This window comes from Paenibacillus sp. RC73, assembly GCF_044908085.1.
Lineage (GTDB): Bacteria > Bacillota > Bacilli > Paenibacillales > Paenibacillaceae > Paenibacillus > Paenibacillus terrae_A.
In genome coordinates, this window is the sequence record NZ_JBIYCV010000003.1 from 502,160 (window position 1) to 523,439 (window position 21,280).

General features: G+C 50.1%; 23 protein-coding genes, 1 pseudogene and 1 riboswitch. All 24 genes and pseudogenes read left to right on the top strand.

Features of this window, described 5'->3' with window-relative positions; genetic code table 11:
- The first annotated feature begins 160 nt into the window (after positions 1-160).
- The 24 genes and pseudogenes from fni (at position 161) to atpG (ending at position 21,246) form a co-directional block, all read left to right on the top strand.
- Positions 161-1,261: a type 2 isopentenyl-diphosphate Delta-isomerase gene (fni, locus tag ABH897_RS09165; protein WP_404591660.1), complete on the top strand. Its 1,101-nt coding sequence runs from the start codon at positions 161-163 to the stop codon at positions 1,259-1,261.
- Positions 1,258-1,752, top strand: a complete 495-nt coding sequence (locus tag ABH897_RS09170) for a GNAT family N-acetyltransferase (protein WP_404591662.1) — start codon at positions 1,258-1,260, stop codon at positions 1,750-1,752. Before fni ends, ABH897_RS09170 begins: the two co-directional genes overlap by 4 nt.
- Before the next feature lie 142 nt (positions 1,753-1,894).
- Positions 1,895-2,995 carry a redox-regulated ATPase YchF gene (gene ychF / locus ABH897_RS09175; RefSeq protein ID WP_014278491.1) on the top strand — a complete coding sequence of 367 codons (1,101 nt, stop codon included), beginning with the start codon at positions 1,895-1,897 and terminating at the stop codon, positions 2,993-2,995.
- Between the two features lie 213 nt (positions 2,996-3,208).
- Positions 3,209-4,276, top strand: a complete 1,068-nt coding sequence (gene prfA, locus ABH897_RS09180; RefSeq protein ID WP_025683383.1) for a peptide chain release factor 1 — start codon at positions 3,209-3,211, stop codon at positions 4,274-4,276.
- A gap of 3 nt (positions 4,277-4,279) precedes the next feature.
- Positions 4,280-5,179, top strand: a complete 900-nt coding sequence (prmC, locus tag ABH897_RS09185) for a peptide chain release factor N(5)-glutamine methyltransferase (RefSeq protein WP_404591664.1) — start codon at positions 4,280-4,282, stop codon at positions 5,177-5,179.
- A gap of 75 nt (positions 5,180-5,254) precedes the next feature.
- Positions 5,255-6,448 carry an FtsW/RodA/SpoVE family cell cycle protein gene (locus tag ABH897_RS09190; RefSeq protein ID WP_283653589.1) on the top strand — a complete coding sequence of 398 codons (1,194 nt, stop codon included), beginning with the start codon at positions 5,255-5,257 and terminating at the stop codon, positions 6,446-6,448.
- 254 nt (positions 6,449-6,702) lie between these two features.
- Positions 6,703-7,395: a stage II sporulation protein R gene (spoIIR, locus tag ABH897_RS09195; RefSeq protein WP_404591666.1), complete on the top strand. Its 693-nt coding sequence runs from the start codon at positions 6,703-6,705 to the stop codon at positions 7,393-7,395.
- A 183-nt stretch (positions 7,396-7,578) separates the two neighbouring features.
- Positions 7,579-8,817 carry an L-threonylcarbamoyladenylate synthase gene (locus tag ABH897_RS09200; RefSeq protein WP_404591668.1) on the top strand — a complete coding sequence of 413 codons (1,239 nt, stop codon included), beginning with the start codon at positions 7,579-7,581 and terminating at the stop codon, positions 8,815-8,817.
- A 171-nt stretch (positions 8,818-8,988) separates the two neighbouring features.
- A complete protein-coding gene (locus tag ABH897_RS09205) occupies positions 8,989-9,549 on the top strand; it encodes a manganese efflux pump MntP (protein WP_283653586.1) in 561 nt (186 codons plus the stop codon).
- 35 nt (positions 9,550-9,584) lie between these two features.
- A complete protein-coding gene (locus ABH897_RS09210; protein ID WP_283653585.1) occupies positions 9,585-10,169 on the top strand; it encodes a low molecular weight protein arginine phosphatase in 585 nt (194 codons plus the stop codon).
- A gap of 78 nt (positions 10,170-10,247) precedes the next feature.
- A riboswitch (ZMP/ZTP riboswitch) is annotated at positions 10,248-10,329 on the top strand.
- A gap of 287 nt (positions 10,330-10,616) precedes the next feature.
- A complete protein-coding gene (locus ABH897_RS09215) occupies positions 10,617-11,204 on the top strand; it encodes a TIGR01440 family protein (RefSeq protein WP_404519423.1) in 588 nt (195 codons plus the stop codon).
- Between the two features lie 124 nt (positions 11,205-11,328).
- Positions 11,329-12,579, top strand: a complete 1,251-nt coding sequence (locus ABH897_RS09220) for a serine hydroxymethyltransferase (RefSeq protein ID WP_044646218.1) — start codon at positions 11,329-11,331, stop codon at positions 12,577-12,579.
- A gap of 152 nt (positions 12,580-12,731) precedes the next feature.
- Positions 12,732-12,966 (top strand): annotated as a pseudogene (locus ABH897_RS09225) (sugar ABC transporter permease); the annotation flags it as partial.
- Positions 12,966-13,100 (top strand): hypothetical protein, encoded by a 135-nt coding sequence (locus ABH897_RS09230; protein WP_404519424.1) that lies wholly within the window; start codon positions 12,966-12,968, stop codon positions 13,098-13,100. The pseudogene ABH897_RS09225 and the gene ABH897_RS09230, both read left to right, overlap by 1 nt.
- A gap of 471 nt (positions 13,101-13,571) precedes the next feature.
- Positions 13,572-14,201 (top strand): uracil phosphoribosyltransferase, encoded by a 630-nt coding sequence (gene upp, locus ABH897_RS09235; RefSeq protein ID WP_013312332.1) that lies wholly within the window; start codon positions 13,572-13,574, stop codon positions 14,199-14,201.
- A gap of 106 nt (positions 14,202-14,307) precedes the next feature.
- On the top strand, positions 14,308-15,477 hold the full coding sequence (gene wecB / locus ABH897_RS09240; protein ID WP_283653582.1) for a non-hydrolyzing UDP-N-acetylglucosamine 2-epimerase: 1,170 nt from the start codon (positions 14,308-14,310) through the stop codon (positions 15,475-15,477).
- Between the two features lie 170 nt (positions 15,478-15,647).
- Positions 15,648-15,902 (top strand): AtpZ/AtpI family protein, encoded by a 255-nt coding sequence (locus ABH897_RS09245; RefSeq protein ID WP_283653581.1) that lies wholly within the window; start codon positions 15,648-15,650, stop codon positions 15,900-15,902.
- 19 nt (positions 15,903-15,921) lie between these two features.
- Positions 15,922-16,275, top strand: coding sequence for an ATP synthase subunit I (locus tag ABH897_RS09250; RefSeq protein WP_289306506.1), 354 nt, complete (start codon positions 15,922-15,924; stop codon positions 16,273-16,275).
- Between the two features lie 29 nt (positions 16,276-16,304).
- The gene (gene atpB / locus ABH897_RS09255; protein ID WP_283653580.1) at positions 16,305-17,129 is read left to right on the top strand and encodes a F0F1 ATP synthase subunit A; all 825 of its coding nucleotides are present in this window, start codon (positions 16,305-16,307) and stop codon (positions 17,127-17,129) included.
- Positions 17,130-17,233: 104 nt separating this feature from the next.
- Positions 17,234-17,458, top strand: coding sequence for a F0F1 ATP synthase subunit C (atpE, locus tag ABH897_RS09260; protein ID WP_014278475.1), 225 nt, complete (start codon positions 17,234-17,236; stop codon positions 17,456-17,458).
- Between the two features lie 110 nt (positions 17,459-17,568).
- Complete coding sequence (atpF, locus tag ABH897_RS09265) at positions 17,569-18,057, top strand: F0F1 ATP synthase subunit B (RefSeq protein ID WP_283653579.1); 489 nt, start codon at positions 17,569-17,571, stop codon at positions 18,055-18,057.
- A complete protein-coding gene (locus ABH897_RS09270) occupies positions 18,054-18,599 on the top strand; it encodes a F0F1 ATP synthase subunit delta (protein WP_044646223.1) in 546 nt (181 codons plus the stop codon). The genes atpF and ABH897_RS09270 overlap by 4 nt, the downstream gene beginning before the upstream one ends.
- Positions 18,600-18,618: 19 nt before the next feature.
- Complete coding sequence (atpA, locus tag ABH897_RS09275; RefSeq protein ID WP_283653578.1) at positions 18,619-20,133, top strand: F0F1 ATP synthase subunit alpha; 1,515 nt, start codon at positions 18,619-18,621, stop codon at positions 20,131-20,133.
- 246 nt (positions 20,134-20,379) lie between these two features.
- The gene (atpG, locus tag ABH897_RS09280) at positions 20,380-21,246 is read left to right on the top strand and encodes an ATP synthase F1 subunit gamma (protein WP_044646224.1); all 867 of its coding nucleotides are present in this window, start codon (positions 20,380-20,382) and stop codon (positions 21,244-21,246) included.
- The last annotated feature ends 34 nt before the right edge of the window (positions 21,247-21,280 follow it).

A 21,280-nucleotide genomic window follows, 5' to 3' on the forward strand; every position in this document is an offset into this window, starting at 1 on the left:
CGATTGTGTATATATTTTTCCATCCATGCTACAATGAAGGTATCTAAATGATTGCCTGTAATAATACATAAAAGATCGGTTACCATGTTCGGGAACGGTCTTATTTGTGTTTTCAGACCAGTGTAAATACATGAAGTGACCTGAATGAGGTGGGACATAGATGAGTAATGTGGAAAATAAACCCGAAGCACCTGAGGGTTCTGGCAGATCCGGCTCTTTGCTGCCTGCTGCACGGACAGGTGAACGGAAGATAGAGCATGTCCGCCTTTGTTTGCAAGAGGACGTGGCAGGTCAAGGCATCACGAATGGATTGGAGCGCTATGCCTTTAAACACTGTGCGCTGCCTGAGCTGCATTTTGATGAGATACGTCTGGACACTACTTTTTTGGGACGAGCTGTGCGAACGCCACTGTTGATTAGTTCCATGACAGGTGGCAGCGCCGAGACGGGAGCGATTAATGAGCGCTTGGCAGAAACAGCGGAGAAACGCGGCTGGGCGCTGGGGGTAGGCTCGGTGCGGGCTGCGGTGGAAAAAGAAGAATTGGCTCCGACCTTTGCGGTTCGCCGTCTGGCACCAAGTATTCCAATCCTTGCCAATCTGGGAGCGGTGCAGTTGAAATACGGGTTTGGTGTGGACGACTGTCGCCGTGCGGTGGAGATTGCCGGAGCGGACATGCTGGTACTTCATTTGAACGGATTGCAGGAGGTTTTCCAACCCGAAGGGAACCTGGATTTTAGCGGATTGCTTGGACGTATTGAGGAGTTGTGCCGCCAGCTTTCAGTGCCTGTAGGCGTGAAGGAAGTAGGCTGGGGTATAGATGGTGAGACAGCTTCGAGACTGTACGATGCGGGGGCAGCTTTTATTGATGTCGCGGGCGCAGGCGGTACAAGCTGGAGTCAGGTGGAAAAATTCCGTAATCCCGATCCTGTACGCCGTGCAGCGGCGGAAGCATTTGCGGATTGGGGAAACTCCACTGCAGATTGTATCGTAGAAGTCAGAGCCGCTCAGCCCATTGGTGCTCTGATAGGCAGCGGTGGATTGAGAGACGGTGTCGATGCAGCCAAGGCACTTGCCTTGGGCGCTGATATGGCTGGCTTCGGACGTTCCTTGCTTGGCTCGGCGGTTGCTTCCAGAGAGGCGTTGGAGGCGCGATTGGAGCAGGTGGAGCTGGAATTGCGCACAGTCATGTTCGGAATTGGAGTAGCTGGCATTAAAGGACTTAAAGACACGACTCGGTTGAGAAAGAAGGTGAACGCATGAGCAGCACTACAACCTTGGTACCGATGAACGCAGAGCAATATGAATGGTTTGAGCAGCGCTCGCTCGCAGACTACGCGGACGAAAAAATCCAGGCAGGCACATGGACGGTGGAAGAAGCGCCGGAACGCGCGGCAGAAAGCTTTGCCCGATACCTGCCACAGAGACTGGACACTCCCCATGCTCACCTTTACATGCTGATGTATTCGGATACTGATGATGTGGAGAGCCAAGAGGAAGCGGGCTATATCTGGTTCAATATTACGGATAGCGTGCAAGGAAAAGAAGCTTTTCTGCTGGATATTCTCGTCTACGATTCATATCAGGGGCGGGGGTTAGGTACAATGGCGATGGGGGCTTTGGAACAGGAAGCTCGCAGGCTGGGAGCTGTTCGCATCGGTTTGCATGTATTTGGGCATAATGAGCGGGCTTTGCATGTGTATCGCAAGTCCGGCTATCGGGTTACAGATATTCAGATGAGCAAAGAGATTTAAATGAAGAAGTAGAGGTTGTAGCAAAATCCTGAAAGTCACAGCCATATGCTTGCCGCATGTATGGGTTCTCATATATAATGTGGGTTGGTAAACTAACGGATGGCATAACGCACATTTTATATAAACGGGAGTTGTTCTGATTATGGCTTTAAAAGCGGGGATCGTGGGCTTGCCGAACGTGGGCAAATCAACACTGTTTAACGCAATAACGCAGGCGGGTGCGGAATCCGCAAACTATCCATTTTGTACGATTGACCCTAATGTGGGTGTCGTTGAAGTACCGGATGAGCGGCTGGATAAGCTGACTGAACTGGTTGTGCCGAACAAAACGGTACCGACGGCTTTTGAATTTGTTGATATTGCAGGACTTGTACGCGGTGCGAGCAAGGGTGAGGGTTTGGGTAACAAGTTTCTGGCTCATATTCGTGAAGTGGATGCGATTGTGCATGTAGTACGTTGTTTTGAAGATGAGAACATCACCCATGTGGACGGCAAAATCGACCCGATCAGTGACATTCAGACCATTAATCTGGAACTGATTCTGGCGGATATCGAAAGCGTAGACAAGCGCATTGAGCGTTCCCGCAAAAACATGAAGGGTGGCAACAAGCAATACACCCAGGAAGTTGAAGTGCTGGAGCGGATCAAGGAATCACTGTATGCTGATAAGCCTGCGCGCAGCGTGGAATTGTCGGATGAAGAACAGTTGATTGTACGTGATCTTCATTTGCTTACGATGAAGCCTGTACTGTACGCAGCTAATGTCAGCGAAGACGGTGTAACGGAAGCCGACAGCAATCCTTATGTGCAAAAGGTACGTGATTTTGCTGTAGCGGAAAATGCAGAAGTGGTGCCGATTAGCGCCAAAGTAGAATCTGAAATTGCCGAGCTGGAAGGCGAAGACAAGGCAATGTTCCTGGAGGAACTGGGACTGGCTGAATCCGGTCTGAATCGTCTGATTAAAGCAGCTTACCGCTTGTTGGGTCTGTATACGTATTTCACAGCGGGTGTGCAGGAAGTACGCGCATGGACCATTCACAAAGGAACAAAGGCACCGGGCGCTGCAGGCGTAATCCATACGGATTTTGAACGCGGATTTATTCGTGCCGAGGTTGTATCCTACAACGATTTGGTTGCTGCTGGTTCTATGAACGGGGCTAAGGAACGTGGTCAGCTTCGTTTGGAAGGTAAGGAATATGTGGTACAAGACGGAGACGTTATGCATTTCCGTTTTAATGTATAACATTAGGTTTGCAGTATAAAACATTGTGCTAAATAAAGTAGTCGCTGCCTGTATTGGGTGGCGGCTTTTTATTATTAAATTATGGTTGTTATTCAATTCATGAATTAGAAGTATTTTTAGTAGCTAATTAATTAATTAGTTGGTATAATAAAGAGCTGTAGCCAGTGAATTTGAATCTGGCTTCATATTAATTTAACTGAAGAGGTGAATCGCTTGTTGGACCGATTGCAATCATTGGCGGACCGCTACGATAAACTGAGCGAACTGCTCTGCGATCCGGATGTAGCGAACGATAGCAAGAAACTTAGAGATTATTCCAAAGAACAGTCTGATTTACAGCCTGCTTATGAAGCATATACTGAATATAAAACTGTCGTTGAAGAGCTGGACGCTGCTAAAGCTATGCAGGCCGAAAAGCTGGACGACGAGATGCGTGAAATGGTAAAAATGGAGATTGATGAGCTCAGTGCCCGCAAACGGGAGCTGGACGAGAAAATCCGCATTTTGCTGCTGCCGAAGGACCCGAACGATGATAAGAATGTGATTATCGAGATTCGTGGTGCAGCGGGTGGTGACGAAGCGGCATTGTTCGCGGCGGATCTGTACCGGATGTACACTCGTTATGCCGATACCCAAGGCTGGCGTGTAGAGCTGATGGACGCGAACATGAATGACCTCGGAGGTTTCAAAGAGGTTATTTTCATGATTAACGGACGCGGTGCATACAGCAAAATGAAATTCGAAAGCGGAGCACACCGCGTACAGCGGATTCCGACGACGGAATCCGGCGGACGTATTCATACATCTACATCTACGGTATCCGTTATGCCTGAGGCCGAAGAAGTGGATGTTGAAATTTCCGACAAGGATATCCGCGTAGATACGTTCTGCTCCAGCGGTGCTGGCGGTCAGTCCGTTAATACGACCAAGTCGGCGGTGCGTGTAACGCATATGCCAACAGGCATTATGGCAACCTGTCAGGACGGTAAATCCCAAAACTCCAACAAGGAGAAGGCACTCCAGGTTTTGCGTGCCCGTATTTCGGATATGCTTCGTCAGGAAGAGGAAGCCAAATATGCAGGCGAGCGTAAGAGCAAAGTAGGTACCGGGGATCGCAGTGAGCGTATTCGTACCTACAACTTCCCGCAAAGCCGTGTAACAGATCATCGCATCGGGCTGACCATGCACAAGCTGGATCAGGTGATGAACGGGGAGATCGAAGAAATCGTATCGGCGCTCACGATTGCAGAGCAGGCTGATTTGATGGAACAAGAGGTTTAAGTTTTGGGACACGAACGCGATCTTGTGTATCGGATGTCGCCGGAGCGGAGCATGAGTATCAGAGAAGCCTTAGTTGAGGCTTCTTCTTTTTTAGGAAGCTGCGGCGTGCTGGAGCCGCAGCATAACGCTCGTCTGCTGCTGGAGCATGTGCTCGGGCTGGAAGGCACGGCGTTCTACGCTGCGCTGGGCGATCCGTTCCCAGCCTCGGGTAAAGAGGCGTGGGAAGCGGTCATAGCCCGCAAAGCAGCAGGTGAACCGGCGCAGTATATTATCGGACGGCAGGAGTTTTATGGCCGTCCGTTCGCGGTTTCGCCGTCGGTGCTGATTCCGCGCCCTGAGACAGAGCTGCTCGTCGAGGCTATACTTCAGCACGGCGACCGATTGTGGCCGGACGGCGCTCCGCAGGCGCTCGATATCGGCGCGGGCAGCGGGGCGATTGCCGTCACGCTGGCGGCTGAGCGGCCCCGCTGGCGCGTGGCGGCGGGGGATATCTCCGCCGCAGCGCTGGAGATGGCGGCGCATAACGCCACTGTCAACGGCGCAGCCGTGGAGCTGCGCGAAGGCGACCTGCTGGCGCCGTTCGCGGGAGAGGCGGTGGACATCCTGGTGTCCAATCCGCCGTATATCCCGGCCGCCGACATCGCAGGCTTGCAGCCGGAGGTGCGCGACCATGAGCCGCGCATGGCACTGGATGGCGGGCCTGACGGACTTGGCCCGTATCGGGCGATGCTGGAGCAGCTTGGGCTGCTTCAGGCTCCGCCGCGGTTGATCGGGTTTGAGCTGGGCATGGGACAGGCCAGAGACGTGGCTGGACTGCTGGAGCAGGCAGGTCATTGGAATACGATTCTAATCGTTCCAGACCTTGCTGGAATCGAACGTCATGTCCTGGGCGTTGCGGAATAATGCTGCATTTTCTTTTTGCGAGTCTTTCCTTTAGAATAAAAGGAGTATGACCGAGAAACGGCTCAGGGGGAAATCATGCTTCAGAAATTGAAAAAAATTGACGGTCCGGTGATCTTCATTCTGGTTTTGCTGATGGCAATCAGCATCATAACGGTATATAGCGCGGGCAGAGGCCCTACCAACTTGGCGGAGCACGGCAATGACTACCAGAAGATGATCGGGTATTATATATTGGGTTTTGTGGTGATCTTGGGTATAGCGGTAGTCGATTTTCGAATATTTATTAAAAAAGCACTGTATGTATATGGAGGCGGAATATTCCTGCTTGCTCTCGGCTTTTTTGGCGGGACGGTTAACAACTCTCAGGGCTTTTTGAAAATTGGTGGCTTGAACCTTCAGCCTGCTGAGGTATTCAAGCTGGTTCTTATCATTTTTCTGACTTATATGCTGATTAAGAAGCGCAAGAGCAAGCTGTATTTTGTTCAGGATGTACTTCCAGTCGCTCTGGTGAGCTTTGTCCCTTTTGCTATGGTCATGGTGCAAAATGACTTGGGGAATGCGCTCGGATACATCGTCATCGTCCTTGGTATGCTATGGATTGGTAATGTGAAGGCATCCCATGCACTGATCGGATTTACCATATTTGTAGTTGCCGTTGGTGGCGGGCTCAAAGCCTATATTTCGTTTCATGATGAGATCGATTCTTTTATGAAGGGGATTGGCCGTAGTCACTGGGTAGAGCGACTGGACCCTTGGCTGGTACCGGAAAAAGCGACCGCAAAGGCATCTTACCATACCAAAAATGCCAAGCTGGCGATTGCCTCTGGCGGGATGATGGGCAAAGGCTTTTTGCAGGGGACTTCGGTTCAATCCGGTCGTGTGCCTTACACGTATGCGGATTCTATTTTTGTGGTCGTAGCGGAGGAATTTGGCTTTGTTGGCTCGTCGGTGCTGTTGTTGCTATATTTTATTTTGATTCATCGAATGATCCTGATCTCGCTGGAATGCCGTGACCGTGCCGGACCATATCTTATCGTCGGTATTGTATCCATGTTGCTGTATCAGATTTTTGAAAATATCGGCGCGTTTTTGGGCATCATGCCACTGACGGGAATTACGCTCCCTTTTATAAGCTATGGGGGGACGTCTTTGCTTATTAACATGGCTAGCATTGGCTTGGTTATGAGTATTAAGGTCCACGGTCAGGAGCTGGAGGACGATCTGCCACAGCCATCCAGAGTGAGTTTGGCGAAGGAGAAGAAGGCTTAATGCTATGCTTCTAAATGGATGTCACTTGATGCTTAGGGTGAGGGGAAATAGTGAGATACGAAGGGTCCAGATTGTGAAATCTGGGCTTTTTCGTATTCGCGGACTGCTCCGAAGCTTCGGCCCAGATCCATGTGCTTGATGTAGGGTGTATTGGGTGTTTTTAAAATGGTCTTGAACATTTTACGAGATTCATAGGTTTAGCCTCTCCCAAACCGGACAGACTGATAGACATGATAGAGTTTGGGGGGATTGGGATGAGAAGCTGGACCAAGCAAGCTGCAATGATACTATTTTGTATTTCAATATTATTGATGTCGTGGGAAGGTCAAAAAACAGATGCCGCCATGACAACAGGGACAAGAGGGCCTGTAGTGGCAGGGATGGCAACGACAGGAGCGGGCGTCATTCCTCATGATTCCATCCGATTGCGCATTTTGGCCAATTCGGATCGTCCAGAGGATCAGCTGGTAAAACGTGAAATTAGGGATACCATCGTACAACAGATGGATGCGTGGGTTGGCAAGCTGGAAAACCCGCAAAGTTTGGATCAGGCCAGAGTGCTGATTGCTGCTCATTTACCCGAAATTGACCGTTTAGTAGGTGCGGAACTGGCTCGACGGGGCATCTCGTACGATCATCAGGTAGAATTGGCAAACGTACCTTTTCCGACGAAGATGTACGGTGGGCTTGTCTATCCGGCAGGGGATTATGAAGCGCTTCGGGTCACGCTGGGACAAGGCAAAGGGCAAAATTGGTGGTGCGTGCTGTTTCCTCCGTTGTGCTTCATTGATGCGGGCAGCGGGGAAGCGGCAGCTCAAACGGTCTCGGCAAAAGCGGACCAAGGAGGCGGACGGACGAATGCCGCTGACAAGGAGCCGGAAGTACGGTTTTTTCTATGGGATGCATTGACGGGGTTGTGGGGATGGGTGAGTGGTCTTTTTGCCTAATCGTCGTAAGTTGTAGAAAAGAGAACAACGGGTGCATGACCCCGGTATGTTATAATGGGATATAGGGTTTACAGCTATGAGACATGGACAGATTTGGTTCAGATAAGCCGCCCAAGTAAGTTCTTTAGGGATAGAGCTAACTGAACCAGGACTGTATGACAATAAGATATGGGATGATCTAATATGAGTGATAAATCGAACCAAATACAAGGTTTGCGCGGAGAGTCTTTGCAGAAGGAAATATGTGAGCGGGTATTGGACGAACAGGGGCTTCATGGGCTAAAGCCGCCGTTGGCCGATTCCCATACGAAATGGTGGGACGTAAGAGAATTGGTTGTTGAAGGGGAATCATCTGGTGAAATGTTATCCAGACAAGACCGTATTGCGGCGGAAAAAGGCATTCGTGAGGCCGCTGTGCTGCTGCAAGCAGGAGAGACGGTAGCGTTCCCTACCGAGACGGTGTACGGCTTGGGCGCTGATGCGCGTAGCACGGAAGCGGTAGAATCGGTATTCTCCGCCAAAGGGCGTCCTTCCGATAATCCGCTGATCGTGCATGTTTCCGACCCTGCCCAGCTGGACGGCATGGTAACGGAAGTGAATGATACGGCGCGGGCGCTGATGGATGCGTTCTGGCCGGGACCGCTGACGCTGGTGTTGCCCGTGATGCCTCAAGCACTGTCGCCTCGTGTGACGGCGGGGCTGGACACGGTCGGCGTGCGCATGCCGGATCATCCGGTAGCGCTGCGTCTGATCGCAGAAGCAGGCTGTCCGCTGGCTGCGCCAAGCGCCAATCGCTCGGGCAGGCCCAGTCCGACCCTTGCACACCATGTGCGTGAGGACCTGGAGGGCCGCATCGGCGGCATTTTGGACGGTGGCCCCACGGGTGTGGGGTTGGAGTCCACGGTGGTGCAGGCCGGTGACGACGGAACCGTCACCATCCTGCGCCCCGGCGGCGTGACGGCCGAGCAGCTCGCTGCGGTCGCTCGCGCCGTCGAGCTGGACCCTGCGTTGGTCGCCGCTTCGTCCGGCGAGGACGCCGATAGCCCGGCACCACGTTCGCCGGGCATGAAGTACACGCACTACGCGCCGCGAGGCCGCTTGAGCGTAGTGCATGGCTCGTCATCCGCTGAGGTGACGGGCTGGATTCGCGCCGCGCTGGCGGAGGCGTCCGCGCGGGGGGAGCGCACGGCAGTGCTCGCGTTCGACGAGCATGCCGCCGGCTATGCCGGAGAGCGCGTTTACACGCTGGGCAAGCTGGACGCACTCCATGAGGCAGCGCAGCGCCTGTACGGCGTGCTGCGCCGCTGCGATGAGGAAGGCGTCACCTTTATTTTGGCGGAAGCCTGTCCGCCGAAAGGGCTGGGAGACGCCGTTATGAACCGCCTGCTCAAAGCGGCGGGCCATCGGATCGTCCGTCTCTAGGACGGCGCCGATATTTGTCCAATGATGTAGAGGCTTTAGATGGATTAACTTTTCAGCATTGTTTCCTCTCAACTTATCCCGGTACAGGCACGTTCACCGTATGCTTGTACTGTTTTGCCTCTTGTCCGCATAACGTGTACAAGAGCGGACGGATATTTGGGGGGATGGAGTATGCTGGCAGCCTCTGCCCATGCCGGGCAGATTGTAACGATTCTGGTCATGGCTGTAGCGCTGGGGACGGATGCGTTATCGTTGGGCGTAGGGATCGGCATGAAAGGAATACGCCTGCGGGACGTGCTGCGGATCAGCACGGTCATTGGCTTTTTTCACATTCTGATGCCATTGCTGGGTATGTTCACAGGCCATTATATGAGTTCTTTACTGGGCCATGTGACGACCTACTTTGCAGGGGGATTACTCATCCTTTTGGGCGGGCATATGGTTTATAATTCCTTCAAAGGGGACGGAGTACAGGTGTTGGACCATCGTTCGTCCTTGGGCCTTTTGCTATTTGCGCTTGGAGTGAGCGTTGACTCCTTTTCTGTTGGGGTGTCACTTGGCATGTTCCAGAGTGATTTGGTACTAACCGTTCTGGCGTTTGGCTTTTGCGGGGGAGCGATGGCGATGCTGGGACTGCTGTTAGGCCGAAAGGTCAGCCGCAATCTGGGAGACTATGGAGAAGCGGTGGGCGGTGCCATTCTACTGGCGTTCGGCTTTATGTTTATGTTTTAATTATATATTATTTCAACATACGGGGGGTGAAGACGTTGAAACATATCTTATTCGTATGCACAGGGAACACCTGTCGCAGTCCGATGGCTGAAGGGATGCTGCGCAAGCTGGCTACTGAGCACGGACTAGGGTTGGAAGTGCGTTCGGCGGGAGTAGCTGCGATGGAAGGCACACCCATTTCCCGACATGCAGAGGCGGTGCTACGTGACCACAATATCTCGGATCAAATCACCTCAACTCCTTTGAACGGTGGGCTTGCCGAGTGGGCGCATCTGATTTTAACCTTGACCCAAGGGCATAAGCAGCACGTAATTCAGCGCTTTCCCCAAACGGCGGGCAAAGTGTTTACGCTCAAGGAATATGTGGAGGACCGGGATTCGGTGCTGAATGATGTACAGGAGCTGGATGGTCTGTACGCTTCACAACAACTGATGGGTTCGCTGGGGCAGGAGCTTTCGGCACGGGAGCGTGAGCGGATGATTGAACTGCATCAACGTATTCCGGGCTTTGATATTTCTGATCCGTTCGGCGGTCCGCGTGAAGATTACGATGTCACGGCTGGGGAAATCCGAACGGCGCTGCATAAGCTGGTGGACAAGCTAAAGGCATTGTCCGAATAAAGTTTGTATCACTCATCTATTTTGTACGGGATCTGTTGATTTTCGACGGTTAATCCGTTAAGATAAGGTGGAAAAACAAGAATCCGGTGTAACTGGCGACAAAAGTGGGATTAACCACGATGGAGCACCGGATATACGGCCGGTCGCCTGGGCAAAAGAGCAAATCCACATTGGCTGTGGACTGCTCTTTTTTCGTATATGAGCTAGGTCCGGCCTCCGGTGGCCTTCTGTCCAGACAAATGACAATGATTCTTCCGTGTGCTGTTACTTCGAGTATTCGAACCGAGAGAGGGTCCTTTTTTTAGTTGGGTCTTCCATTTTTCCTGCTCGAAATCCGATTCATCGGCTATAATATAGTCAGATTGTGATTCAGGAGAGAGTGTGTTGAACATGGGGCATAAGCCCGTGCCCAGTCTCTGTGGGGCTGTTCAACCAAAGGAGGTTCCAATGGCAGGACAATTGGATCATGAGGTTACGCTTGAAGCACAGACCGCTTCTGTCGTGAAGGAAATAGCAGAAGCAGCCAGTCTCAAGGCTGGTCGTTTGCTGGTTATCGGGGTAAGCACCAGTGAGGTGGCTGGAAGCAGGATTGGCACGGCGGGAGCGCTCGATGTAGCGCAGCAATTGCTGGCTGGAGTGGAATCCGTTAGCAGGGCGTATGGTTTTGACGTGGCATTTCAATGCTGCGAGCATTTGAACCGTGCGCTAGTCGTTGAGCGAGCCGTGCTGGAGCGGCTGGGACTGACGGAGGTTGCCGCCGTTCCCGTTCGTACGGCAGGCGGATCTATGGCTACCGTCGCCTATCGTGCGCTGGAAGATGCATGTCTGACGGCGAATGTACAAGCACATGCGGGGATAGACATTGGTGAGACGCTGATCGGTATGCATTTGCAACCGATTGCTGTTCCGTTTCGTCCAGGCCTTCGCTGGATTGGCGAAGCGCGTGTGACGGCGGCGTTCACTCGTCCCCCGCTCATCGGTGGACAACGAGCGGTGTATAGTCTGGAGCAAGAAGCCGGCGGAAGCTGTGACTAGCATTTGCAATTTGGTTTGGACAGCATGTTTGTATCTTTTTTGTATTGATGATGAGGTACCCAACAGAGGAGCAGGCGCTTGCCTGTATACCTGACAATTGACCATGGAGAGGGAGTAATCAATCATGATGGAACATTTGCGTAAAAGTGACCCGGCAGTGCTGGAAGCAATGGGACTTGAACTGAAACGACAACGCCACAATATCGAGCTGATCGCATCCGAAAATATCGTCAGCGAAGCGGTAATGGAAGCAATGGGCTCTGTACTGACAAATAAATATGCTGAAGGCTATCCGGGTAAACGCTATTACGGTGGCTGTGAGCATGTAGATATCGTTGAGGACATTGCACGCGACCGTGCCAAAGAACTGTTCGGTGCAGAGCATGCTAACGTACAAGCTCACTCTGGAGCGCAAGCGAACATGGCAGTATATCTGGCAGCTCTTAAACCTGGAGATACCGTACTGGGTATGAACCTAGCGCACGGCGGCCATCTTACACATGGAAGCCCGGTTAACGCCTCCGGCTTGTTGTATAACTTTGCCGCTTACGGTGTACGTGAAGACAACTTCCGCATCGACTATGATGAAGTGCGCAAGGCAGCCTTCAAGCATCGCCCTCGTCTGATTGTAGCCGGCGCGAGCGCATATCCGCGCACCATTGATTTTGAAGCCTTCGCTTCCATTGCCAACGATGTGGGCGCTCTGTTCATGGTCGATATGGCACATATCGCGGGTCTTGTGGCAGCGGGTATTCATCCAAGCCCGGTTCCGCATGCTCAATTTGTAACAACAACGACACACAAAACGCTGCGTGGTCCGCGTGGAGGTCTGATTTTGACTCGCAAAGCGTGGGCGCAAGCGATTGATAAAGCTATTTTCCCAGGTACTCAAGGGGGGCCGTTGATGCATGTGATCGCATCCAAAGCCGTTGCCTTGGGTGAAGCGCTCCAGCCTTCCTTCAAAACCTATGCACAAAACGTAGTTCGCAACGCTCAGGTGCTGGCTGAGACATTGCTGGCTGAAGGCATTAACATTGTATCCGGTGGTACGGATAATCACCTGATGCTGCTGGACACGCGTAGCTTGAACATCACTGGAAAAGAAGCGGAGCATGTGCTGGATTCCGTGGGCATTACAGTGAACAAAAACGCGATTCCTTTCGACCCGACCAGTCCGTTCGTTACCAGCGGAATCCGCATTGGTACACCTGCTGCAACGTCCCGTGGTATGGATGAAGAGGCTATGGTCAAAATCGGTAAAATCATTGCCGAAACTCTTAAAAATCCGAAGGATGATACGGTATTGTCCAAAGCCAGCCAAGCTGTTGGCGAACTGACAGACAAATTCCCGATCTACCCAAGTATTCAATACTAATCAATCGGCTTGTTCATGCTCCCCCTCAGCCTCAGGTTGTCAGCCTTGGTATCTGGGGGGGGGCCATGACTACACATATGATGTGACTGATAAGGCTGTTTTTCTTCCGTAAGCCGGAGGGGGAACAGCCTTTTTTTGATTTCTAGCGATTCTGCCTGTTTCTGGCGATATCCTGGTCCTTTAAAGTATTTGAGTTGAATTTGGCGCTGACAAAGGGTGGACCCTTCAAGTCGACGGAGTCTGTTGCGTTTGGACATATATAATGAAGCGTTTACAAATAACCGTCTTGGATTGGGTACTGCCAAAGCCATTATTTTCTTTGTCATCGTTGCAATCATTACCAGCATCCAGGTGTGTCTGACGAAGAAAAAGGAGGTCGAAATGTAATGGGAAAAACAAGCGACATTTTGGCTCATTTCGCTTCGTGGCCGATGACCTTCCATTTTGAGAACTACGCGAATGCCTGGAATAAAATAAAACAGCGACAAGATATGGAGTTGGAACTTTCAACGTTTCCCTAAGGGACTGAATCAGGATCTGAGTAGTAGCATGCAGGCCTATATTGCGGGAGTCATTACGAAGGATGAAATGCTCCAGCAATTTCAGGAGGCATGGGACAATTTGAAGTACAGATAAAAGACTGATGCTGTATTAGGACACAAAGCCTGTAGGTTAGGCAGGAAGTCCAAAATTCAAAAGGCTCTGACGGTCAAGTGCCGTCAGAGCCTTTTTTATGCACTTTTTGTATGACAAAAGTCACTCTTGAAGTGGCGAAGTATGCATTTTACCTGTCATATCTTCCTCTTGACAAAAGGTTGCGGTGGCAGGTGTTAAATCAATCAAGGGAATGTTATAATAAACAGGATTTACAGGCACGCATTGCATCTGTGCTTATTTGGTTTGTACAAATAGGTTACATAGATCCTTTCCATACAGGATGTTCGATATTCTGGTGCGAAAGAACGTGACGATAATACCGGAGGGAATATATCATGGCAAAACTGGTGGTTTGTGATCACCCTTTGATCCAACACAAACTTACATTTATCCGCGATGTGCGGACCAACACCAAGGATTTCCGCGAACTGGTGGATGAAGTAGCAACATTGATGGCTTATGAAATTACGCGGGATATCCCGCTGGAGAGCATTACGGTGCAGACACCGGTTGCTGAGACAGAAGGCAAGGTTATTTCCGGTCGCATGCTGGGTCTCATTCCAATCTTGCGTGCAGGCTTGGGGATGCTGGATGGCGTTGTCAAACTGCTGCCGGCAGCAAAGGTAGGGCATGTGGGACTGTTCCGTGATCCCGAGACATTGCAGCCTGTGGAATACTATACGAAGTTGCCTACAGACGTGACTGAGCGTGAATTGATCGTGATTGATCCGATGCTTGCAACGGGCGGCTCGGCGATCGCGGCTATTGATGTGTTGAAAAAGAGAGGCTGTACCCAAATTAAGATGATGAATTTGATTGCCGCTCCTGAGGGAGTCAAGGCCGTTCAGGATGCCCATCCTGATGTAGATATTTATGTTGCTGCACTGGACGAGCGTCTGGATGATCACGGCTACATTATTCCGGGTCTTGGTGATGCGGGAGACCGTCTGTACGGAACCAAGTAAAGGGCCTCTGGTTCGGCATAATATATGGGCGTTACGGACAAGTCGTTTTTCATAGGAGAACGGTCTTGGAACCGGACGTTTATCTTGAAAAGGGGTTCAACAGAAAATGTCCAAAATCAAAGTGATGACTATTTTTGGCGTGCGTCCGGAAGCGATTAAGATGGCTCCTCTTATTTTGGAGCTTCAACGTCACCCCGAGCATATCGAGTCCTTAGTATGCGTAACGGCTCAACATCGCCAAATGCTCGATCAGGTTCTGGAAGTGTTTAATATCCACCCTGACTATGATCTGGATGTGATGAAGGATCGTCAGACGCTTAATGAAATTTCCATTCGTGTACTTCAAGGATTGGAACCTGTGTTACGTGAGGCAAAGCCTGATATCGTGCTCGTTCACGGGGATACGCTGACGACTTTCCTGGCCAGCTATGCGGCCTTTATGCAACAGATCGAAGTAGGGCATGTGGAAGCGGGCTTGCGGACGTGGAACAAGCTTTCTCCGTACCCTGAGGAAATGAACCGTCAACTGACAGGAGTGCTGTCTGATCTTCATTTTTCTCCTACATCTTTATCTGCTGGGAATTTGCGGAAGGAAAATAAACCTGAATCGCGAATATATGTAACAGGCAATACCGTGACTGACGTATTTCAGTATACGGTTCGCCAGGATTACGAGCATCCGGTGCTGGAATGGGCTGAAGGCAAACGCCTGATTCTGATGACGGCACACCGCCGGGAGTCCCAGGGCGAACCACATCGCCAAATTTTTAGTGCGGTCAAACGGATCGCAGACGAGTTTGAGGATATCGCTATCGTGTATCCAGTTCATCCGAGTCCGGCTGTGAAGGAGCCTGCATTTGAGATTTTAGGCAACCATCCGCGTATTAAGCTGATTGATCCGCTGGATGTGGTGGATTTACACAACTTTTATCCGCACACTCATCTCATACTTACTGATTCGGGTGGTCTTCAGGAGGAAGCACCTTCATTCGGCGTGCCTGTACTGGTACTGCGTGATACGACTGAAAGACCGGAAGGAATTGAAGCTGGCACACTGGAACTGGTGGGTACGAGTGAAGAGAACGTCTACAATCGGACCAAGGCTCTTTTGACGGATTCTGCATTATATGAGTCTATGAGTCAGGCAGCAAACCCTTATGGCGATGGACGAGCTTCGGTAAGAATTGTCAATGCTATTTTGCACCATTATGGTGTTCAATCCGAACGTCCTGAAGAATTTCACACAATGTTCACAAAAGGTGTCCGCACCACATAATCATCCTTACAGGGTAAGCATACAGTTAAACTGTACGGTTACCAAGGGGTACGGCATTTTAGGATGCTTTGTCGACTGATTTTATACTTTAGGGCACTAAAATATCTCAATTGACAAAGCATCTTATATTTAAGTAAAATGGACTGGAATTGCAGGGGTGACATGGAAAAGTGGTCAAACCTTCCAAGCAAAACAACAACCGAAATAACACCGGAAATGCCTTCAAGGCAATTGGACTGGTGAGCGCTATCGGCATTGATTTGGCCGTGTGCACACTGGGTGGTTTTTATGCCGGAAAGTGGCTAGACACCAAACTTGGTGGTTCCGGAATTTGGATTGGCGTAAGCGTTCTCGCAGGCTTGGTTGTAGGCGCATTGAGTATTGCCCTTGTGATCGGAAAGGTATTGAGGGATAACCATGAGTGAGATGACCCGAATGCAAAAAATGTTATGGATCGTAGCGCTTTGTATTATGGCTCTGTGTTTCCTGGTCTCCGCCTTCATGCCCCAACATCGTGACATTGCTCACGGAATCATTCTGGGAACGGGAGTAAGCTGTCTTAATGTGCTGTATATGGCCTACAAAATTCGACAGGTTGCGAGTGCGGCCGCCGGTGAAGGTAAGAAGAAAAGGGTGGGCATCGGCTTTGGAGTTCGTGTAGCGACCTCTATTTTGGCGGTAGTGCTGGCGATAGAATTTCCGGCCTATTTCCATGAGATCGCTGTAATGGCAAGCCTGGTAACTGGACAGTTTCTTCTTTTAATTATAGGCATCATATTCGCGCTACAGGAAAAATGATGGCTCAACTGAGAAAGGGGTGAGAAAACATGTTGCATGAATCACCGATTATCCAATTGGGCGGGTTCAACATTGACTTGTCCATCATTATTATGCTTATAGTAACCTGTGCTATTGTGTTTGGACTGGCTTTTGCCGCAACACGCAATTTGTCTGTAGACAATCCTGGCAAGCTGCAAAACTTTATGGAATGGGTTGTAGAATTCGTTCAAGGGCTTATATCCAGTACGATGGATTTGAAGAAAGGGAAGCCATTCCTATCATTGGGGATGACGCTGATCATGTTCATTTTCGTCGGGAATATGCTTGGTTTGCCGTTCGGAATCGTGACTGAATTCGATAATGTACAAAGCGCACAAGTATTTGGGCATGAAATCGTTCCAGTCAAGGAAGCATTGGAGCAAGCACAGGCGGCTCATCCGGGCGAACCTGCCCACGTGGGTGTCAACTGGTGGAAATCACCTACCGCAGATGCAGGGGTATCCATTGGTCTGGCATTGATGATCTTTGTGCTGGTTCATTTCCTGGGAATCTTCCGTAACACCAAAGCTTATTTCAAGCATTACATTCAGCCATTCCCTTTCTTTTTGCCAATTAACCTGATTGAGCAGTTCTCGAAACTTTTGACACATGGTATGCGTCTATTCGGTAATATCTTTGCCGGCGAGGTTTTGATTAGTGTGCTGCTGAAATTGACAGCAATTGGTGTTGGAGGGTGGATTGCCTCCGTACTGGGGCTGGTTGTATGGCAAGGATTCAGTATCTTTGTCGGCAGTATTCAGGCGTTCGTCTTTACCATTTTGACGTTCGTGTATATTTCACAGGCAATTGATACGCACGAAGAAGAGCATTAGGTCATTTCAGTTTCCGGTTTTTAGTTAAGTTCAGGAGTGCGCTTCGCTCTTAACTGCAAATACATGTACAACACAAATACACATCTCTAAGGAGGATTTTTAAAATGGGAGCTTGGGCATTAATAGCAGCAGCTATCGCAGTAGGTTTGGGTGCGCTCGGCGCAGGTATTGGTAACGGTCTGATCGTAAGTAAAACAGTTGAAGGTATCGCTCGTCAGCCAGAAGCAAAAGCTTCATTGCAAACTGTCATGTTTATCGGTGTAGGTCTGGTCGAAGCACTGCCAATCATCGGTGTCGTCCTGGCATTCATTTTCTACGCAGCAGCTTAATTGAATGGAAGCAAGGTTTGGCGGGGAAGGCACAGCCATCCGCGCCTTCTTTGTTCGTTTGAGATATGAAAGATCTAGGACTGACGTTCACCGGAAAGGAGTGACTTCAATTGCATTTTAATTGGACAAGTATCGTTTTTACTGTAATTGCATTTTTGATCTTGTACTGGTTGCTGACCCGTTATGCATTCGGCCCCCTCTTTTCAGTTATGGAGAAGCGGCGTGAGCTTGTTTTGAAGCAAATGAATGAAGCGGCACAGACGCGTGAACAGGCTGCTGCTTATGTTGAGGAGCAAAAGCAGGCTCTCCAACAGGCACGCAAAGAAGCCTACGATATTATTGAGCAGTCGAAACAAACAGGTAGCAAGCAAGCGGAGCAAATTATCGTTCAGGCTAAGGACGAAGCTGTCCGCCTGAAAGACGAAGCTGTTCGTGAGATCACAAGCGAGCGCAATAAGGCAGTTGCCGAGCTGCGCAGCGAAGTGGGCCGTGCTTCGGTACAAATCGCTTCCAAGCTGATTCAAAAAGAAATCAAGGAAGACCAAGTCCAGGGAGAGCTTGTCGACCAGTACCTTAAAGAGGTAGGAGGCAAAGCATGAGCCGGGATACGGTAGTTGCCAAACGGTATGCGAAAGCTTTGTTTGAAGTGGCGGAGCAAGAGCAAACCATTATGGAGACCGAGCAAGAGCTGCGTGCTTTTGTAGAAGCTGTCTCTGGGGATGCTGAAATCCGTAAGTTCATCAACTCTCCTAACATTACGGAAGCGGTCAAGCTTCAGGTTCTGGCTAACAGTTTTGAGAGCAAGCTGTCTGCCCCACTGATCAACACGATTAAGCTGTTGATCCAGCGTAGCAGAGCGGATTTGTTTGAATCTCTTCTCGCCGGATACCTCGATATTCAGGAGTACAAGCTGGGACTTGCCCATGCAAAGGTGTATTCCACTTATGCGCTCAGTGAGCAGGAAAAAACAGCGGTAGCCGAGCAATTCGGAGCCCGTGAACATAAAACAATCCGTGTGGAAAACATAGTGGACCCGAGTCTGCTGGGCGGATTGAAAGTGGTTATCGGCGATACGCTGTACGACGGTAGTCTGGCCGGCAAGCTGGATCGTCTTGAGAAATCCTTTAACAGACGAGTATAGAAGATAGGGGTGAACACACTTGAGTATCAAACCTGAAGAAATCAGTTCATTGATTAAAAGTCAGATTGAACAATATAAAAATGATATTGAGGTCGTTGAAGTCGGCACTGTTGTTGAAGTCGGCGACGGTATTGCCCGCGTCTACGGACTGGAAAAAGTCATGTCCGGTGAATTGGTTGAATTCGAAAACGGCGTTTTGGGCTTGGCGCTCAATGTGGAAGAAAGCAATGTCGGTGTTGTTATTCTCGGTCAATTCTCCGATATCCGTGAAGGCGGTCAAGTGAAACGTACAGGTCAGATCATGCAGGTTCCTGTAGGGGAAGCATTGATCGGACGTGTTGTTAATCCGCTGGGACAACCAGTTGACGGTAAAGGCCCGATTGCTACAACGGAATTCCGTCCGGTAGAAAGCCAAGCTCCAGGCGTTATGGCCCGTAAATCGGTACATGAGCCAATGCAAACGGGGATTAAAGCTATTGATGCGATGGTTCCGATTGGTCGCGGTCAACGCGAGCTGATCATCGGTGACCGTCAAACAGGTAAAACCTCTATTGCGATTGACGCGATTTTGAATCAAAAAGGCAGCGGCATGAAATGTATTTATGTTGCCATCGGCCAAAAGCAATCTACGGTAGCTCAAGTCGTTGAAACCTTGCGTCGTCATGGTGCTTTGGAATATACGATTGTCGTTACAGCGGCAGCTTCCGACCCATCACCATTGCTCTATATCGCACCTTACTCTGGCTGCGCTATGGGTGAGTACTTTATGTACAAAGGCGAGCACGTATTGGTTGTATACGATGACTTGACCAAACAAGCGTCAGCTTACCGGGAACTTTCCCTGTTGCTGCGTCGTCCACCGGGCCGTGAGGCATACCCAGGAGACGTTTTCTATCTGCATTCCCGCTTGCTGGAACGTGCAGCGAAGCTGAATGACGAGTTAGGCGGCGGATCGCTAACTGCGTTGCCATTCATTGAAACACAGGCTTCCGACGTATCTGCCTATATTCCAACGAACGTTATTTCCATCACAGACGGACAAATCTTCCTCGAAGCTGACTTGTTCTATGCAGGACAACGTCCGGCGATTAACGTAGGTATTTCTGTATCCCGTGTAGGTGGTTCGGCTCAGATCAAAGCGATGAAAAAGGTTGCAGGTTCCCTGCGTCTGGATCTCGCCCAATATCGTGAGCTTCAAGCGTTCTCCCAATTCGGTTCCGATTTGGACAAGTCCACCAAAGCTCGTCTGGATCGCGGCGCGCGTATGATGGAGATTTTGAAACAGGGTGTTAACCAGCCTCTGGCTGTAGAGCAACAGGTTGTGAGCTTGTACACTGCGGTAAAAGGCTTCCTGGATGATATTCCTGTAGCAGACGTGAAACGTTTTGAGAAAGACTTCCTTTCTTATATAGAGTCTGATCATCAAGATATTCTTCAATCTATTCGTGATACAAAAGACTTGGTTCCTGATAACGATGCGGCTCTCAAAGCAGCTATCGAGAAATTCAAAAAATCATTTGCCACGTCGGTTTAATACATTGGAATTTGCCAGTTTATGACGAGAAGTGTCCTAAGGAAGCGTGCCCTCCGGGCTGTGGCTTCCTTGGCATGTTTTATACTCAATAACAGGCCCTTTATGATTAGTCCGGCTGGACTGTCCTTCATCATGGACGGCCGGATATCCAGAACCGGTTTACGAAGTTAGCTTTGACTTTGTCAAAGCTAAGTGAATGCTTACGAAGTAGCTTTGGCTTTGCCAAAGCTTGAAGGTGGTGAAATCATGGCAAAAGGTATGCGCGAGATTAAACGTCAGATCAAAAGTGTGCAGAGTACGAAGCAGATTACGAAAGCGATGGAGATGGTAGCTGCATCCAAGCTTAGAAAAGCTCAGGAGAAGGCTGAGGCGGCTCGTCCTTATTCGGAAAAGCTTAGGGAAGTTGTGACCAGTATTGCTGCGGGGTCAAACAACGTTAAGCACCCGATGCTGGAATCGCGTCCGGTCAAAAAGACGGCATATCTCATCATTACATCTGATCGTGGTCTGGCTGGTGGTTATAATGCCAACATTTTGCGGCAGGTTACACAGACAATTGCGGAACGTCACCGTTCACAGGATGAATTTACAATTTTCATTATTGGACGAAAAGGACGGGACTATTTCAGACGCCGCGAGTTTCCTATTGCCGAGTCGGTAACAGATCTGTCGGATACACCTGCTTTTGCAGATATCAAGACGATTGCCAACAAAGCTGTGCAGGGTTTTGAGCTCAAAGAATTTGATGAGCTGTATCTATGCTATAACCGCTTTGTTAATGCATTGACTCAGATTCCAACCGTTGACCGTCTGTTGCCTATGGCGACGCCGGATTCCGCTGCTGCTGCATCCTCGATTAACTATGAGTATGAGCCGTCACCGGAAGGAGTGCTGGAAGTGCTGTTGCCGCGATACGCGGAAACACTCATCTACGGTGCTTTGCTGAACGGTAAGGCGAGTGAACTGGGAGCAAAAATGACAGCAATGGGATCTGCCACTAAAAATGCTACGAAGCTGATTGGTGAGCTGTCGCTGACCTATAACCGTGCTCGTCAAGCGGCTATTACCCAGGAAATTACGGAAATCGTGGCAGGGGCAAGTGCCCAGTCTTAATGGTTTTTTTTTGCGGACTGCTGTATAGCTGGTC

What these genes read in the sequence shown, in the direction of transcription:
- ABH897_RS09190 (WP_283653589.1), top strand. Translation starts at nt 5,255, where the DNA reads ATGCTTCAGAAATTGAAAAAAATTGACGGTCCGGTGATCTTCATTCTG.
- ABH897_RS09205 (WP_283653586.1), top strand. Translation starts at nt 8,989, where the DNA reads ATGCTGGCAGCCTCTGCCCATGCCGGGCAGATTGTAACGATTCTGGTC.
- fni (WP_404591660.1), top strand. Translation starts at nt 161, where the DNA reads ATGAGTAATGTGGAAAATAAACCCGAAGCACCTGAGGGTTCTGGCAGA.
- ABH897_RS09270 (WP_044646223.1), top strand. Translation starts at nt 18,054, where the DNA reads ATGAGCCGGGATACGGTAGTTGCCAAACGGTATGCGAAAGCTTTGTTT.
- atpG (WP_044646224.1), top strand. Translation starts at nt 20,380, where the DNA reads ATGGCAAAAGGTATGCGCGAGATTAAACGTCAGATCAAAAGTGTGCAG.
- ABH897_RS09215 (WP_404519423.1), top strand. Translation starts at nt 10,617, where the DNA reads ATGGCAGGACAATTGGATCATGAGGTTACGCTTGAAGCACAGACCGCT.
- ABH897_RS09170 (WP_404591662.1), top strand. Translation starts at nt 1,258, where the DNA reads ATGAGCAGCACTACAACCTTGGTACCGATGAACGCAGAGCAATATGAA.
- atpB (WP_283653580.1), top strand. Translation starts at nt 16,305, where the DNA reads ATGTTGCATGAATCACCGATTATCCAATTGGGCGGGTTCAACATTGAC.
- wecB (WP_283653582.1), top strand. Translation starts at nt 14,308, where the DNA reads ATGTCCAAAATCAAAGTGATGACTATTTTTGGCGTGCGTCCGGAAGCG.
- ABH897_RS09250 (WP_289306506.1), top strand. Translation starts at nt 15,922, where the DNA reads ATGTTATGGATCGTAGCGCTTTGTATTATGGCTCTGTGTTTCCTGGTC.
- upp (WP_013312332.1), top strand. Translation starts at nt 13,572, where the DNA reads ATGGCAAAACTGGTGGTTTGTGATCACCCTTTGATCCAACACAAACTT.
- ABH897_RS09230 (WP_404519424.1), top strand. Translation starts at nt 12,966, where the DNA reads ATGGGAAAAACAAGCGACATTTTGGCTCATTTCGCTTCGTGGCCGATG.
- ABH897_RS09220 (WP_044646218.1), top strand. Translation starts at nt 11,329, where the DNA reads ATGATGGAACATTTGCGTAAAAGTGACCCGGCAGTGCTGGAAGCAATG.
- spoIIR (WP_404591666.1), top strand. Translation starts at nt 6,703, where the DNA reads ATGAGAAGCTGGACCAAGCAAGCTGCAATGATACTATTTTGTATTTCA.
- atpE (WP_014278475.1), top strand. Translation starts at nt 17,234, where the DNA reads ATGGGAGCTTGGGCATTAATAGCAGCAGCTATCGCAGTAGGTTTGGGT.
- ychF (WP_014278491.1), top strand. Translation starts at nt 1,895, where the DNA reads ATGGCTTTAAAAGCGGGGATCGTGGGCTTGCCGAACGTGGGCAAATCA.
- ABH897_RS09200 (WP_404591668.1), top strand. Translation starts at nt 7,579, where the DNA reads ATGAGTGATAAATCGAACCAAATACAAGGTTTGCGCGGAGAGTCTTTG.